At 63.2% G+C, this 16,447-nt stretch carries 13 protein-coding genes; 5 read left to right on the forward strand and 8 right to left on the reverse strand.

The features are described from left to right. Positions 1-2 precede the first annotated feature (2 nt). Positions 3-2,087 carry a hydantoinase/oxoprolinase family protein gene (locus tag AC0L2H_RS06225; protein ID WP_473589375.1) on the reverse strand — a complete coding sequence of 695 codons (2,085 nt, stop codon included), beginning with the start codon at positions 2,085-2,087 and terminating at the stop codon, positions 3-5. A 210-nt stretch (positions 2,088-2,297) separates the two neighbouring features. Between AC0L2H_RS06225 and AC0L2H_RS06230 the strand changes: the two genes are divergently transcribed. From AC0L2H_RS06230 to AC0L2H_RS06250, 5 genes are all read left to right on the forward strand, one after another. Beyond that, entirely contained in the window at positions 2,298-3,125 is an 828-nt protein-coding gene (locus AC0L2H_RS06230) for a ferredoxin--NADP reductase (protein ID WP_473589376.1), read from the forward strand. Between the two features lie 151 nt (positions 3,126-3,276). After that, positions 3,277-4,332 carry a deoxyribose-phosphate aldolase gene (deoC, locus tag AC0L2H_RS06235; protein ID WP_473589377.1) on the forward strand — a complete coding sequence of 352 codons (1,056 nt, stop codon included), beginning with the start codon at positions 3,277-3,279 and terminating at the stop codon, positions 4,330-4,332. A gap of 236 nt (positions 4,333-4,568) precedes the next feature. Beyond that, complete coding sequence (locus AC0L2H_RS06240) at positions 4,569-6,941, forward strand: aldehyde dehydrogenase family protein (RefSeq protein ID WP_473589378.1); 2,373 nt, start codon at positions 4,569-4,571, stop codon at positions 6,939-6,941. 184 nt (positions 6,942-7,125) lie between these two features. Next, on the forward strand, positions 7,126-7,857 hold the full coding sequence (locus AC0L2H_RS06245; RefSeq protein WP_473589379.1) for an SDR family oxidoreductase: 732 nt from the start codon (positions 7,126-7,128) through the stop codon (positions 7,855-7,857). A 165-nt stretch (positions 7,858-8,022) separates the two neighbouring features. Then, positions 8,023-8,868, forward strand: coding sequence for a fumarylacetoacetate hydrolase family protein (locus AC0L2H_RS06250; protein ID WP_473589380.1), 846 nt, complete (start codon positions 8,023-8,025; stop codon positions 8,866-8,868). Between the two features lie 106 nt (positions 8,869-8,974). On the opposite strand, the gene AC0L2H_RS06255 is transcribed toward AC0L2H_RS06250, so the two are convergent. The 7 genes from AC0L2H_RS06255 to AC0L2H_RS06285 form a co-directional block, all read right to left on the reverse strand. After that, positions 8,975-9,973 (reverse strand): ABC transporter ATP-binding protein, encoded by a 999-nt coding sequence (locus tag AC0L2H_RS06255; protein ID WP_473589381.1) that lies wholly within the window; start codon positions 9,971-9,973, stop codon positions 8,975-8,977. A gap of 226 nt (positions 9,974-10,199) precedes the next feature. Then, a complete protein-coding gene (locus AC0L2H_RS06260) occupies positions 10,200-11,255 on the reverse strand; it encodes a Gfo/Idh/MocA family protein (RefSeq protein ID WP_473589382.1) in 1,056 nt (351 codons plus the stop codon). Position 11,256: 1 nt separating this feature from the next. Next, positions 11,257-11,724 carry a DUF4304 domain-containing protein gene (locus AC0L2H_RS06265; protein ID WP_473589383.1) on the reverse strand — a complete coding sequence of 156 codons (468 nt, stop codon included), beginning with the start codon at positions 11,722-11,724 and terminating at the stop codon, positions 11,257-11,259. Further along, the gene (locus tag AC0L2H_RS06270; protein WP_097577214.1) at positions 11,721-12,560 is read right to left on the reverse strand and encodes a carbohydrate ABC transporter permease; all 840 of its coding nucleotides are present in this window, start codon (positions 12,558-12,560) and stop codon (positions 11,721-11,723) included. Before AC0L2H_RS06270 ends, AC0L2H_RS06265 begins: the two co-directional genes overlap by 4 nt. 209 nt (positions 12,561-12,769) lie before the next feature. Beyond that, complete coding sequence (locus AC0L2H_RS06275) at positions 12,770-13,693, reverse strand: carbohydrate ABC transporter permease (RefSeq protein WP_473589384.1); 924 nt, start codon at positions 13,691-13,693, stop codon at positions 12,770-12,772. Positions 13,694-13,938: 245 nt separating this feature from the next. Next, complete coding sequence (locus AC0L2H_RS06280) at positions 13,939-15,198, reverse strand: ABC transporter substrate-binding protein (protein ID WP_473589385.1); 1,260 nt, start codon at positions 15,196-15,198, stop codon at positions 13,939-13,941. Between the two features lie 117 nt (positions 15,199-15,315). After that, positions 15,316-16,266: an N-acetylmuramic acid 6-phosphate etherase gene (locus AC0L2H_RS06285; RefSeq protein ID WP_473589386.1), complete on the reverse strand. Its 951-nt coding sequence runs from the start codon at positions 16,264-16,266 to the stop codon at positions 15,316-15,318. Between the last annotated feature and the right edge of the window lie 181 nt (positions 16,267-16,447).

A 16,447-nucleotide genomic window follows, 5' to 3' on the forward strand; every position in this document is an offset into this window, starting at 1 on the left:
TGTCAGGCCTCGCCAATGTCGATGATGATGTTGCCGTCGGCGTCCGAACGCGCCCGGTCGCCGGGCTCGAGCACGGTGGTGGCGTCCATCTGTTCGAGAATCGCCGGGCCTTCGATGATGGCATCGAGCGGCAGTTTTTCCCTGATATAGACCGGCGTGTCGTGCCACGTGCCGGCATACCAGACCGGCCGGATCTCGCGCCGTGCCTCGTCGAGCGTCTTGGCACGCCCCGCCGGGTCGATCAGGCGCGACAGATCGATTGCCGGCCGAACACCCGTCACCGAGGTGTTGAGATTGACCAGATTGGCGCGGATCTCCGGGAGTTCGACCTTGAAGCGGGCAAAATATGCCTTTTCGAACAGCTGCTGCAATTCGTGCCGGGTCACCGAGGACGACGGCAGCGGCACGTTGATGATGTGGGTCTGGCCGACGAACTGCATGTCGGCGGAGTGGGTGACGCGGATCGTCTCCGGCTTCACCGCTTCCTTGCCGATCAGCTCATCGCCTTCGTTTCGGTGCCGTTCCAATATCGAATGAAGCTGGGTTTCATCGAGCCCCGCCACAGGCTGGTTGACCGTGTTGACGAAGTCGTGCCGGAGATCTGCGACGACGCAACCGAGCGCGTTGGTGATGCCGGGCCGCGCCGGCACCAGCACTTTGGGCAGGCCGAGCTCGCGCGCCAGGGCGGTCGCATGCAGCGGCCCGGCGCCGCCGAAGGCGAACAGCGCGAAATCGCGTGGATCGTGGCCACGCGACACCGAGACCATGCGGATGGCGCCGGCCATCTTCATGTTGCCCAGCCTGAGCACCGCGCCGGCCGCCTCGACGCCGGACAGGCCGGTCGGCTTGCCAATGCTGTTCTCGAAAATACCGGTGACGCGCTCGACGGTGACCGGATTTTCGACCGCCAGCAGCTTCTTCGGCGCCAGCCGGCCCAATATCAGATTGGCGTCGGTGATGGTCGGTTCGCTGCCGCCGCGTCCGTAGCAGATCGGGCCAGGATTGGCGCCCGCACTTTCCGGGCCGATCTGGATCAGGCCGACCGCATCGACGCGGGCGATCGAGCCGCCGCCGGCGCCGACCGTGTGCACCGCCACCATCGGCACATGGATCGGCATGGCATATTCGATCTCGATCTCGTTCGAGACGGCGGGCTCGGCATTGCGGATCAGCGCCACGTCGGTCGAGGTGCCGCCCATGTCGTAGGTGACGAGGTTTTCGAAGCCGGCGCGTCTTCCCGTATAGGCGGCTGCGATGACGCCGGAGGCCGGGCCTGACATGACGGTCTTGGCCGATTCACGTGTGACGAAGCGGGCCGAGATCATGCCGCCATTGCCGTTCATGATCAGGAAGTCGCGGGCGTAACCCTTGGCCGCCAGCTCCCTGCGCAGCCTTTCGACATAGCGTTCGAGGATCGGCTGCACCGAGGCGTTGACCGAAGCCGTCACCCCGCGCTCGAATTCGCGCGCTTCCGACAGCAGCGCATGGCCCGTCGTTATGTAGCCGTTCGGCCAGAGCTCGGCGGCGATTTCGGCGGCGCGCCGCTCATGCGCGGGGTTGGCGTAGGAGTGCAGGAAATGGATGACGAGGGATTCGCAACCGGCGGCGATCAATTGTGAAACCGCTGCGCGCATTCCGGCCTCGTCGAGCGGCTCGCGGATCGCGCCCGAGGCCTCGACCCGCTCCGACACTTCGAGCCTCAGATTGCGGGGAATGATCGGCACGAATGTGCCCGTCATGCCATAGGGCTGCGGCCGGGTCCGCCGGCCAAGCTCGATCACGTCGCGAAAGCCGCGCGTGGTGATCATGCCGGTCCTGGCCAGCCGGCGTTCGAGCACGGCATTGGTGGTGGTGGTCGTGCCATGCACGATGAGGTCGATGCGGTCGATGGGAAAGCCGGTGACACCGAGCGCCGAAACGACGCCGAAGGCCTGGTTGTCGACCGTGGTCGGGGTCTTGGCGATATGCACCCTGCCGCCATCCCGGCCGTCGATCAAAAGCAGGTCGGTGAAGGTTCCGCCGACATCGATGCCGGCGACGACGCTGCCCAGGGAATCCAGCGCCCGCGCCGAAAAATTCTCTTTCATTGTCGAAACCCGAAATGCCCGGACTATGGATATGTCTTAGTTTGGAAAGGTGTTTTACGACGGTCTCTTGACGCAAATATCGTTTGTATACTAATAAATTCCGGACACAAGAGCTTACCGCTTCGGAGTGTGCAAACGGCACGCTGGAACCTGACCGGTTCGGGCGCGCAGGAGAAGGTTTGGCGTCAGCGCGCCAGAAGGTTGGATTTGATGAACACCACATCCGCGTTCAACACCGCCGGCGCCCGCCCGCTGCAATTCCCCATACCGGCCAATGTCTATGCCGAAACGGTCGTCTCGGTGAAGCATTACACCGACCGCCTGTTTTCCTTCCGCATCACCCGGCCGCAGTCGCTGCGCTTCCGTTCCGGCGAGTTCGTCATGATCGGCCTGCCCAATGCCGAGAAGCCGGTGTTCCGAGCCTATTCCATCGCCAGTCCTGCCTGGGATGACGAGCTGGAGTTCTTCTCCATCAAGGTGCCGGACGGCCCGCTGACTTCCGAGCTGCAGAAGATCCAGGTCGGCGACACAATCATCATGCGCCAGAAGTCGACCGGCACGCTGGTGCTGGACGCACTGACCCCGGCCAAGCGCCTGTTCATGATCTCGACCGGCACCGGCATCGCGCCCTTCGCCAGCCTGCTGCGCGACCCCGACACTTACGAGAAGTTCGAGCAGGTGATCCTGACGCATACCTGCCGCGACAAAGCCGAACTCACCTATGGCCAGGAACTGGTCGCGGCATTGGAGAACGATCCGCTGATCGGAGAGCTGACCGGCGGCCGCGTCACGCTCTACAACTCGACGACGCGCGAAGAGTCCGAGCGCATGGGCCGCATCACCGCGCTGATCGGTTCCGGCAAGTTCTACAGCGACCTCGGCATCGACAAGCTCGATCCCGAGACCGACCGCATCATGATCTGCGGCTCGATGCACATGCTGAAGGACGTCAAGGAACTGGCCGAGAATCTCGGTTTCCAGGAAGGCTCGCTGAGCCATCCGGCCAGCTTCGTTGTCGAGCGCGCCTTCGTCGGCTGAGGGCAGACGCTTCGTTCCAAAGCCAGATTTGACCTTTCGGTCAAAAACTGGCTGCTTCGGCCGCCTTTTTCCGTTATGACCGCGTGAAAGACTCGTGAAGTGCGACTTCGCGGGCTATCTTCGGCATGATCGCTGAACAAAGGGGCAGGAGATGAGCAGCACAATCCGCGAGGCCGGCCTTGGTGGCGGCGCATCCAAGGTGACGCCACTGCCGGCGCGCGCCGCCGCCAACACACCCGTACCGCCAGACCACGCCATTGCCCGAAATCCCGGCATGCGGCTCGATCTCGGCTTCATGGAATCGGTGCGCAGCGTCAACCGCTCGGCGCTGGAACGCCGCGTCGCCAGCCTGACCAAGCGGCGCTCGATCAAGGCCGACAACCAGGCCGCCTGGCTGCTGCGCGCCGTGGCCTGCATGGACCTGACGACGCTGAATTCCAACGACACCGAGGAGCGTGTGCGCCGGCTCTGCGCCAAGGCGATCAACCCGTTCCGCCGCGACATCGTTGAGGGCCTTGGCATTACGGGCGAAACCATCCGTCCGGCGGCGGTCTGCGTCTATCATCCCTTCGTCGCCACCGCTGTCGACGCCGTGCGCGGCACTGGCATCCATGTCGCCGCCGTTTCCACGGCTTTCCCGCATGGTCTGGCGCCGCTGTCGACGCGCCTGCAGGAGATCGAGGCCTCGGTCCGCGACGGCGCCGACGAGATCGACGTCGTCATTCCGCGCGGCCTGGTTTTCGGCGCCAAATGGCAGGAACTCTACAACGAGATCGTCTCGATGCGCGCCGCCTGCGGCGAGGCGCATCTCAAGGTCATTCTCGGCACCGGCGACCTCGCCACGCTGCGCAATGTCATGCTGGCGTCCATGGTGGCGATGATGGCAGGCGCCGATTTCATCAAGACCTCGACTGGCAAGGAAAGCGTCAACGCGACACTGCCCGTCGGCCTCGCCATGGTGCGCGCCATCCGCGCCTATTTCGAGGAGACCGGCTATCTCATCGGCTTCAAGCCGGCCGGCGGCATTTCCACGGCGAAAGCCTCGCTCGACTGGCTGGTGCTGATGAAGGAGGAGCTTGGACGGCCATGGCTGGAGCCGGAACTGTTCCGCTTCGGCGCGTCGAGCCTTTTGACCGACATCGAGCGCCAGCTCGAACACCATCTGACAGGTCACTATTCGGCCAATCATCGCCACGCGATGGCTTAGATCAGAGTTTTGAACGTGGAGTTCCTTCGCGCCCCCCTCTGTCCTGCCGGACATCTCCCCCTCCAGGGGGGAGATTGGATGTCATCCCAGCTTTCGCCAATTTTCAACGTTGTAAGATTGGCGATGCGGTCGAAACTGCCAATCTCCCCCCTTGAGCGGGAGATGTCCGGCAGGACCGAGGGGGGCGCCGTAGAGCGCCTGCCAAAATCGAAATCTTCCTCGCGAAAGAGTTCTCCATGAACATTCTCGAACGCTATCACGCCATGGAATACGGCCCGGCGCCAGAGGCGCGCAACGAGGCCGATGCGTGGCTGGCCGCACGCGATTTCGGCAAGGCACTGTTCATCGGCGGCGATTGGAAAGCGGCCAGCAGCGGCAAGACTTTCGAGACCAGCGATCCCTCCTCCGGAAAACTGCTGGCCAAGGTGTCGGATGCCGGTGCGGCCGATATCGACGCGGCGGTCTCGGCCGCGGCCAAGGCGCTGCCGAAATGGTCCGCGTCCTCCGGCTACAGCCGAGCCAAAGTGCTCTATGCCATCGGCCGCGCCATGCAGCGCCACCAGCGCCTGTTTGCGGTGCTGGAATCGATCGACAATGGCAAGCCGATCCGCGAGAGCCGCGACATCGACGTGCCCCTGGCCATCCGCCATTTCATCCACCATGCCGGCTGGGCGCAGGCGCTGGACAGGGATTTTCCTGATCAAAAGGGCGTCGGCGTCGTCGGCCAGATCATCCCGTGGAACTTTCCGCTCTTGATGCTGGCCTGGAAGATCGCGCCCGCACTTGCCGCCGGCTGCACCGTGGTGCTGAAGCCGGCCGAGTTCACGCCCCTCACCGCCATCCTGTTCGCCGAGATCTGCGAACGGGCGGGCGTGCCGAAGGGCGTCGTCAACATCGTCCAGGGCGGGCCAGAGGCGGGCGCGGCAATCGTCAATCATCCTGATATTCAGAAGATTGCCTTCACCGGCTCGTCCGAGGTCGGCAAGATCATCCGCAAGGCCACCGCGGGGTCGGGCAAGAAACTGTCGCTGGAACTTGGCGGCAAGTCGGCCTTCATCGTCTTCGAGGACGCCGACCTCGACAGCGCCGTCGAGGGCCTGGTCGATGGGATATGGTTCAACCAGGGCCAGGTCTGCTGCGCCGGTTCGCGCCTGCTGGTGCAGGAAGGCATCGCCGACGCCTTCATCGCCAAGGTCAAGGTGAGGATGAGCCGGCTGCGCGTCGGCAGCCCACTCGACAAGAACACCGACATTGGCCCGCTGGTCGACCTAAGCCAGCTCGACCGCGTCAAGGGCCTGGTCGCCGAAGGGGCGAAACAGGGCGCGATCTGCTGGCAGCCGGACGCGGCGCTGCCGTCTTCCGGCTATTACCATCTGCCAACACTCGCCACCGGTGTTTCGCCGGCTAATATACTCGCGCAGGAAGAGGTATTCGGGCCGGTCCTCGCGACGATGACCTTCCGCAACACCGAGGAAGCGATCGAACTCGCCAACAACACGCGGTATGGGCTGGCTGCCTCGGTGTGGAGCGAGAACGTCAACCTGGCGCTCCATGTCGCGCCGCAATTGAAGGCCGGCGTCGTCTGGGTCAACGGCACCAATATGTTCGACGCCGCCTGCGGCTTCGGCGGCTACCGCGAGAGCGGCTTTGGCCGCGAAGGCGGACGCGAGGGCATGTTCGAATATCTCGCGGCAAAACTGCCGCTCGACCCAGCCATCAAGCCGGCGGCGACGTCGGCCCAGCCCGTCGAGCGATCTGAAAGCGATGCCATCGACCGCACCGCAAAGCTGTTCATCGGCGGCAAGCAGGTCAGGCCGGACGGCAATTATTCGCTTGATATAGCCACTGCCAAGGGCAGACTTGCCGGCGAAGTCGGTCTCGGCAACCGTAAGGACATCCGCGACGCCGTCGCCGCCGCGCGGGCCTGCAAAGGCTGGCCGGAGGCTACCGCCTATAACAGATCCCAGGTGCTCTACTATCTGGCCGAGAACCTCTCCGGCCGCACCGATGAATTCGCGGCGCGTCTCAGCGAACTTACCGGCGCCGCCGCGAAAGTGGCGCGCGAAGAGGTCGAGCAGTCGATCGAGCGGCTGTTCCTCTATGCCGGCCTTGCCGACAAGTTCGAAGGCCGGGTGCACCAGCCGCCGACCCGGGCGGTCACGCTGGCGCTGCACGAGCCGGTCGGCGTCGTCGGCATCGTGGCGCCGGGCAATGCGCCGCTGCTCGGGTTGATCTCGCTGGTGGCGCCGGCGCTAGCCATGGGCAACACGGTGGTGGCCGTGCCTTCGGAGAAATTTCCGCTGCTCGCCACCGATCTCTATCAGGTCATCGAATATTCCGATGTTCCGGCCGGCGCCATCAACATCGTCACCGGCCGCAGCGCCGAGCTTGCCGGCGTGCTGGCCAAGCACGACGATGTCGACGGGCTCTGGGTCTTCGCCGATGCCGAGACCTGCGCCAAGGCGGAAGCGGACTCCGTGGGCAATTTGAAACGCGTGTGGACCGGCAACGGCCGCAGCCTCGACTGGGCATCGGCTGACGCGGCAGGCGATGCCTTGCTGCGCCGTGCGGTCGAGGTCAAGAACGTCTGGGTGCCCTACGGCGATTGAGAGTTTCCGAGTTGAATGGTGATCGTGTTCGGGCTTGACGCCCGGATGCGTGCTCTTTAACGAGAAAAAACATTTTTATCAGTGAACGGCCGGGCGCAGGCCGCATGATAGCGCCTGACTGGTACATGACGCCTTGGCCGCCGGCCGATAAATGCAGATGACCCGAGCGGGCGAGGAGAAAAGCATGGCGGATTTGGCAGGCAAGGTGGTGGTCGTTACGGCGGCGGCGCAAGGCATCGGCCGGGCGAGCGCGCTGGCTTTCGCCAAGGCAGGCGCCGTGGTGCACGCCACCGACATCAACGAGGCGCTGCTCGCCGAACTCGGTAAGACCTCAGGGATCAAGCCCCGCAAGCTCGACGTGCTGAACGATGAGGCCGTCAGCGCCGCCTTCGCCGAGATCGGCGTCGTCGACGTGCTGTTCAACTGCGCCGGCTTCGTCCACTCAGGCTCGATCCTCGAGATGAAGGATGCCGATCTCGACTTCGCCTTCAACCTCAATGTGCGCGCCATGATCCGCACCATCCGCGCCGTGCTGCCGGGAATGCTGGAGCGTGGCGACGGATCGATCATCAACATGTCTTCGGTCGCCGGCGCCGGCAAGGGTGTGCCCAACCGCTTCGCTTATGGCGTCACCAAGGCTGCGGTCATCGGCCTGACCAAGGCGGTCGCGGCCGACTATGTCGGCAAGGGCATACGCTGCAACGCCATCTGCCCGGGCACTGTCGAGAGCCCGTCGCTGCAGGACCGCATGCATGCGCAGGGCGACTATGAGGCGGCCCGCGCCGCCTTCATTGCCCGCCAGCCGATGGGCCGGCTGGGGACGCCCGAGGAAATCGCCGATCTCGCCGTCTATCTCGCCGGCGCCACCTATACGTCGGGGCAGGCTTATAATATCGACGGTGGCTGGTCGATATAAGAGGCCATTTGAAAACTCTACTCCGCCGGGCGCCTGGCGCGGTTTTCTGCGCTTCCGGTGCTCACGTACTTTAAGTACGCTCCGCTCCGGTGCTCAAAAACCACGCCATTCGCCGCAGCGGAGCGAGTTTGCAAACGGCCTCTGGTCTCAACTGGGAGAAAAAGAATGAAACTGCTGCGCTATGGCGAGGCGGGTAGCGAACGCCCCGGCCTCATCGATGCGGATGGAACTATCCGCGACCTCTCCGCCCATGTCGCCGACATCGCCGGCACGGCGCTTCATCCAGCCTCACTGGACATGCTGTCAAAGCTCGATCCGAAGTCGCTGCCGGCGGTTTCCGGCAGCCCGCGCATCGGCGCCTGCGTTGCCGGCACCGGCAAGTTCATCTGCATCGGGCTCAACTATTCCGACCACGCCGCCGAAACCGGCGCCACCGTGCCGCCGGAGCCGATCATCTTCATGAAGGCAAGCTCGGCCATTGTCGGGCCTGACGATGACGTGCTGATCCCGCGCGGCTCGGTCAAGACCGACTGGGAGGTCGAGCTTGGCGTGGTCATCGGCAAGACCGCGAAATATGTCAGCGAAGCGGATGCGTTCGACTATGTCGCCGGCTACTGCGTCTCGCATGACGTGTCCGAGCGCGCCTTCCAGGCCGAGCGGCAGGGCCAGTGGACCAAGGGTAAGAGCTGCGACACATTCGGGCCGATCGGGCCGTGGCTGGTCACCAAGGACGAGGTGAAGGACCCGCAGAACCTGCCGATGTGGCTGAAGGTCAACGGCAAGACGATGCAGAACGGCTCGACCAAGACCATGGTCTATGGCGTCGCCTATCTCGTTTCCTATCTCAGCCAGTTCATGTCGCTGCATCCGGGCGACATCATCTCGACCGGCACGCCGCCCGGCGTTGGGCTGGGCATGAAGCCGCCGGTGTTCCTGAAGGCGGGAGACGTGGTTGAGCTCGGCATCGAAGGCATGGGCACGCAGAAGCAGACGTTCAGGGCGGATTTGTAGGCGCATCTTCTCCATTCCTTGTGGTGCTCCGGAAGGAGAGGTGACGGTTCGCGCCTTTCCTCTCCCCCGTCGATCGGGGGAGAGGAAAGAGGGCGCGCCGGCGCCGCTACTTCAGCACCTTCCCATCGGCCCCGAACCTATACGTCTTCGCCGGATCCGGCGTCGCGTAGAGCGTGGCTCCCGGTTCGGCATTGTAGACGCCGAAGATGCGCACGGTGATCAGCCCGACCTTCTCGCAATCGAGATAAAGATTGGTGTCGGCGCCAAGATGCTCGGCGTGGACCACCGTGCCCTTCCAGGTGCCGGATTTCGGATCGACGGTGAGATGCTCCGGGCGGACGCCGATGGTCTTGGGGGTCTCGCCGAGTCTCGCGCCATCGACGAAATTCATCTTCGGCGAGCCGATGAAGCCGGCAACGAATTCATTGGCCGGCGAATTGTAAAGCTCCATCGGACCGCCGATCTGCTCGATCCTGCCGGCGTTGAGCACGACGATCTTGTCGGCCAGCGTCATCGCCTCGACCTGGTCGTGAGTAACGTAGATCATCGTCGCCTTCAGCCGGCGGTGCAGCTGCGCGATCTCCAGTCGCGTGTTGACGCGTAGAGCCGCATCAAGGTTCGAAAGCGGTTCATCGAACAGAAACAGCTTGGGCTCGCGCACCACGGCGCGGCCGATGGCGACGCGCTGGCGCTGTCCGCCGGAGAGTTCGGCCGGCCGCCTCGAGAGATAAGGCTCCAGCGACAGCATCGATGAGGCGATGCCGATGCGGCGCTCGATCTCGGCCGCCGGCGTGCCGGCCTGCTTCAGGCCGAGGCCCATATTGTTCTTCACCGTCAGATGCGGGTAGAGCGCGTAGGTCTGGAACACCATGGCGATGCCGCGCTTGGCCGGCGGCGTGGCCGAGACATCCTCGCCGTCGATGACGACGCGGCCCGAGGTCGAATCCTCCAGGCCGGCAATGACTCTCAGCAAGGTCGACTTGCCACAGCCCGAGGGTCCGACGAAGACGACGAACTCGCCATCCGTCACTTCGAGGTTGATGCCCTTCAGCACCTCGACTGGCCCGAAAGCCTTCTTCACGTTCTCGATGTTCAACGAGCCCACTTCGATCCTCCGGATTGATGAGTGGGCGCCAAGGCACCCCCCTCTGGCCTGCCGGCCATCTCCCCCTCAGGGGGGGAGATTGGCAGCTTCGCGGCCGCGCGCCACCTTGCGGCGCTGGAAATTGGCGAAAGGAATGCCGACAACTGATCTCCCCCCTTGAGGGGGAGATGGCCGGCAGGCCAGAGGGGGGCGCCGTAGAGCGCAACCCCTGACGACAATTCTCTTGTCATAGGCGCACCGCCTTTCCACTGCGCACGCTCTCGTCGGCGGCAAGGCAGACGGCGAGCGATTTTACCGCGTCGTCCATATGGCGGGTCAGATCGAGATCCTCGCGGATGGCCTTCAGGACAAACGCCTGTTCGAGATCGCAGAGATCCTGATGGCCGGGTTCGCCGTCCATCGACAGCATTTCGTCGGGCCTGGCGAACTTGCCGTCGGCGCCCGTCACGGCACTGTGCAGGCGGATGGTCGAGGTCTTGGTGTGGGTGTCGATGTCGTCGGATTTCACACCCTCCTTCATCACGATCGACACGCAGCCATTCGGCGAGATGACGTCCTTCACGAAGAAAGCCGTTTCCGAAATCATCGGACCCCAGCCGGCTTCGTACCAGCCGACCGAACCGTCATCGAACAGCACCTGCAGATGGCCGTAATTGTACATCGAGGGCGCGATCTCATCGGTCAACCGCAATCCCATGCCGCGCACCTCGACCGGTCTGGCGTCGGTGATCTGCAGCATCACGTCGAGATAGTGCACACCGCAATCGACGATCGGCGACGTCGTCTGCATCAATTGCTTGTGCGTCTCCCAGGTGTGGCCCGAGGATTGCTGGTTGAGGTTCATGCGGAGCACGTAGGGGCCGCCGAGCTTGCGCGCCTCAGCGATCAGCCTGATCCAGGACGGGTGATGGCGCAGGATATAGCCGATCACCAGCTTTTTGCCGTTGGCCTTGGCGGCCGCGACGACGCGCTTTGCGTCAGTGACGGTGGTTGCCAGCGGCTTTTCGACAAAGACATGGCAGCCGGCCTCGAACGCCTTCACCGCATAGTCGGCATGGCTGTCGGAATAGGTGGCGATGCAGGCGACATCGGGTTTTTCGTCGCGCAGGGCCTCGTCGAAGGAGCGCCTGATGCCATAGCCGGCAAGCCCATCCGGCAGTGGCACGTCGGAACGGTTGATCAGCGCCGCGATCTCGAAACCCGGATCGGTGTGGTAGGCTAACGCATGGCTGCGGCCCATATTGCCCAGGCCGGCGACGATAACGCGAAGATGTTCGGTCATTTCAATTCGCCTTTTCTTGACTGCGGGCTGCGAGAGCCACCATTACGTGTGGCCCGCATTCTTCCGCGACCTGCAAAGCCGCTTTTTCGCTGTCACAGCGGGACAAAAGCCGGAAGCCGTAGGTATCGACTCCTTCCGTGATCATCGGAAGCCTCTGGTCGTCAGACAAGGGATGCTCAAGATTGAGCGCCTGCGTGAATGCCTTCGACTGGTCGTCTTCCATCTGGGAATTGACGCGCCAACGAATGTGGCAGTTGTATTCCTTCGGCCAACGCTCCGCCCCGAGCCGTGTAAACCAGACAGCGGCATTGATATAGAACTGCGGCCCCCAGGAAGACTTCTGAAGGTTTAGCAAGCAGATGGTCTCCGGCCACTCCCGATAGAAATTCATGGCGCGAACGCCTCGAAAACCATAGCGTCTCGCTGTCTCGACAAGGGCCTGTACGACAATCTCTCGACCATCACTCACTTGACGGCTCCGGAGGTAATGCCGCGGATCAGCTGCCGCGAGAAGATGACGTAGAGGATCAACACCGGCATGATCGCCAGCGACAGCGCCGCCAGGATCGCGTTCCAGTTGGTGACGAACTGGCCGAGGAAGAGCTGTGCGCCGAGCGTCACCGTCTTGGTCTCCTCCGATGGCGCCAGGATCAGCGGGAACCACAGATCGTTCCAGATCGGGATCATGGTGAAGACGGCGACGGTTGCCATCGACGGCCTGACCAGCGGCAGCACCAGCCGGAAGAAGATGGTGTATTCGGACAGCCCGTCGATGCGGCCGGCATTCTTCAAATCGTCGGACACTTGTTTCATGAATTCCGACAGGATGAACACCGCCAGCGGCAGGCCTTGCGCGGTGTAGACCAGGATCAACGCCGTCAGCGTGTTGACCAGCCCGCTCGCCACCATCAATTGCAGGATGGCGACGGTGCCGAGGCGGATCGGGATCATGATGCCGAGCGCGAGATAGAGCCCCATCATCGTATTGCCGCGGAAGCGATATTCCGACAGCGCGAACGCGGCCATGGCGCCGAACAGAAGCACGAAGAACAGCGAGGCGACGGTGACGACGAGACTGTTCTGGAAATAGTGGATGAAATCGCCCTGGCCGATGACCGTGGTGTAGCCGATCAGGTCGAAGGTTTTTGGCGTCGGCGGCGTCAGCGGCGCGCCGAAGATACCCGCGCGGGACTTGAACGAATTCATGATCACGATGATCACCGGGAACAGCGCGATCACCGTGTAGGTCAACAGGATCGCATGGGCGCCGATGGTGCGGGGCAGCGAACGGGTTGCCGTGCTCATCCCAGAGTCTCCTGGTTTTGCGCCAAGGCACCCCCCTCTGTCCTGCCGGACATCTCCCCCTCAAGGGGGGAGATCGGCAGCTTCGCCCAAGGGGTTCCTTCTGCGACGTCGGTGATTGGCGAAAGCGGTGATGACATCCAATCTCCCCCCTTGAGGGGGAGATGGCCGGCAGGCCAGAGGGGGGTGCTCAAGCTCGACATCTCGCCCCTCTAGAACTGATAGCGACGCAGGCGCGTCTGCACGAGGAAGAGGTAGACGCAGACGCCGCCGAGGATGATCAGGAACATCATGGTGGCGATCGCAGCACCCATGTTGGGATCGCCGACCTGCAACTGGAAGCCGAAGAAGGCGCGATAGAGGAAGGTGCCGAGGATGTCGGTCGAATAGTTCGGGCCGGCGAGCGCCCCTTGCGCGGTGTAGATCAGGTCGAAGGCGTTGAAATTGCCGACGAAGGTGAGGATCGAGATGATGCCAATCGACGGCAGGATCAGCGGCAGCTTGATCTTCCAGAATTGCGACATGCCGGTGATGCCATCGCATTCGGCCGCCTCGATCACCTCGTCGGGGATGGACAGCAATGCGGCATAGATCAGCATCATCGGGATGCCGACGAACTGCCAAACCGAGATCAGGCTGAGCGTGGTCAGCGCATATTCTTCCTTGCCGAGCCACGGCGTGAACAGGCTCTTCAGCCCGACCAGATCCATCAGGTTCGGCGCCACGCCCCATAGCGGCGACAGGATCAGCTTCCAGGCGAAGCCGACTATGACGAAGGACAGGATGGTCGGCACGAAGATCGCCGTGCGGTAGAAGGCCGCGAAGCGCAGCTTCGGGCTGGACAGAAGTGCGGCCAGCATGACGCCGATCGGGTTCTGCACCAGCATGTGGATGATGAAGAACCAGACATTGTTGCGCAGCGCGTTCCAGAAATTGACCGACCAGTTGGGGTCGCCGAACAGCGTGCGAAAGTTTTCCAGCCCGACGAAGACCTGGGACTGGTCGATGTTGCGGAACAGCGACAGCTGCAGCGTGCCGGCCAGCGGCAGGATCATGATCGCCGTATAGACGAGCACCGCCGGCGCCAGGAAGATGCCGATGTGCCAGCGGAAAGGTCGTTTGGGTGCTGCGGCCATGAGTTCGATCCCCGCCGATCAGGTCTGGGCAAATGCTTTTGACGTCAGCGCTGCCCCTCACCCTTACCCTCTCCCCGTGAAGGACGGGGAGAGGGGTCACCAGCGTTGCGGCTAGTCCCTTCTCCCCGTCACTATACGGGGAGAAGGTGCCGGCAGGCGGATGAGGGGCGGCGCCGTCGGTTGCAGTCGATGCTATCGAAAAAAGCAGGGCCGTCCACTTGCACGGCCTGCTTGTTATCCGAGCCTTACTTCGCCGGCTTGTACCAGCTGTCGAGGCCGTCCTGCAGCTTCTTGGCGGCAGCTTCCGGCGTATCGGTGCCGTTGATGACGTTGGCCGATTCGACCCAGGTCTCGTTTTCGAGGTTCGGCGTGCCGCGCGACAGGATCTGGTAGGTCGAGCGGATCGTCGACTTGCACTTGCCGCGCCAGGAGACGAATTCCTGCGCCAGCGGGTCCTCCATCTTCACCGGCGTGTTGTTCAGGCTGAAGAAGCCCGGCAGCGCGTTGGCGTAGATGGAGGCGAAATCGGGCGAGGCGACCCAGGACAGGAAGGTCTTGGCCGCATCGGCATTCTTCGAGGCCGCATTCAGACCCATGCCGATGTCGGTGTGGTCGGAGATGTAGCAGGTGTCGCCGGCCTTCTCGACCGGCGGCGGGAAGGCGCCCATCTTGAACTGCGCCTGGGTGTTGAACAGGCCGATCTCCCACGAGCCGGCCGGATAGATGGCGGCGCGGCCGAGCGTGAACAGGTTCTGGCTGTCCGGATAGGTCTGCGCCTCGAAGCCGTCGCCGAGATAAGGCTTCCACTTGGCCAGCTCTTCATAGGGCGCGACCCAGTCCTTGTCGGTCAGCTTCTGCTCGCCCTTGATCAGCGCCGCGCGGCCTTCCTCGCCCTTCCAGTAGTTCGGACCGATGTTCTGGTAGCCCATGGTCGCGGCTTCCCAGAGGTCCTTGGTGCCCATCGCCATCGGGATGTAGGTGCCGTCGGCCTTGATCTTGTCGAGCGCGGCGAAGAACTCGTCACGCGTCTCCGGTGCCTTGATGCCGAGCTTGTCGAAAGCGTCCTTGTTGTAGATGAAGCCGTGGATGACCGAGGCCATCGGCACGCAGAAGCTCGCCTTGCCGTCGTCGGTCTGCCAGGCGGCCTTGGCGACGTCGGAGAAATTCTCCATGCCGGGCAGCGACGAGAGATCGGCGAGGTTGCCCTTCTTGTAGAGTTCCAGCGACTTGTCGAAGGGGCGGCAGGTGATCAGGTCGCCAGCCGAGCCGGCGGCGAGCTTGGCGCCCAGCGCCGCGTCATATTCGGTCGGAGCCGAGGGCGCGAACACCACCTTGATGCCGGGGTTCTTGGCTTCGAAAGCCGGGATCAGCTTGTCTTTCCAGATGGCAAGGTCGTCGCCGCGCCAGCTTTCGATGTTGAGGGTTACGTCGGCGGCATAAGCGGCCCCGGCGGAGCCGAGAATGCTGGTGCCGAGAAGAAGTGCCGTCAGTAGTTTCGTTGTCATGCTCAGTCTCCCTGTTGACCTTTTTCAGGTTCGGTTTTGATGAGAACAGAGGCATTGCGCCCCTTGCTCCCCTCGCGAGCCCGTTTCACCCCGATGGAAATCGGATTGAACCAGGCTCTACTTCTTTGTTCGAGCATGATCTTTTCCGAAAAGCGGTTTCCACTTTTCGGAATCATGCTCCAGCGCGGAAAGCGCCGGTCGCAGCTTTTGGCCGGTCCCTTCCAGTATCTTCCGCGCCTCGTCGGCGCTGGCGGCACCGGCGGCGAGCAGAATGGCGGTCTTGACGGCGCCGCCGCTCTTTTCGAGCAGATGCGCCGCGTCGTCCCTGCCGCGCCCCGAGATGGCGGCGACGATGCGCGCCGCGCGGTCGCGCAGCTTGATGTTGTCGGCCATGAGATTGACCATGTAGCCGTCGTGAACGTGGCCGAGATGGATGGCGGTGAGCGTCGACAGCATGTTGAGCGCGATCTTCTGGGCGGTGCCGGCGCCCATGCGCGTCGAGCCGGCGATCAGCTCCGGCGGCGTTTCGAGCAGGATGGCGATATCGGCCAGCCGCAACAGCGGCGCGTCGCTGTTGTTGGCGATGGCGACGGTGGCGGCGCCGCGCCTGCGCGCCTCCTCCAGCGCCCTGACCGCATAAGGCGTCGAGCCGCTGGCCGAAACGGCGATCAGGCAATCATCCTTGCCGATTCCAGCAGCGGCGACCGCGGCCGCGGCTTCGCCGGCGTCGTCTTCCGGACCGCCGGCCAGCGTCCTGAAGGCTTCGTCGCCACCGGCGATCAGGATGGCGATGCGGTCGCGCTTGATGCCGAAAGTGCCCGGCAGTTCCAGCGCATCGGCCAGCGCCATCAGGCCCGAGCTGCCGGCCGCGGCATAGGCGAGCTTGCCGCCGCCGTTCAGCCGGCCGGCGATGATCCCGGCCGCTTCGGCTATTGCCGGAATGGCGCCGCGCACGGCCCTGGCGGCCTCGATCTGGGCATTGGCCAATGAGGAAAGGATGGCGTCCGGGGCCTGGATATCCAGCCCCTCGGCATTCTGGTGATGCGCTTCGGTGCGCTTCTCGGCCATACCGTTCCCTCCAATCCACAAAACAATACCAAAAAAATACCACTTGTCCACACGCATTAACGAATTCGACGTCTTGGAATTAGCTTGCCGACGAAATATGCAGATTTTTCAATAAAATACGCCTTAATCTTTTTGAAGCGGAAATTAACTCTTGGCTATTGGTATTTTATTGGTATTATTC

Source organism: Mesorhizobium sp. WSM4871, assembly GCF_055811295.1.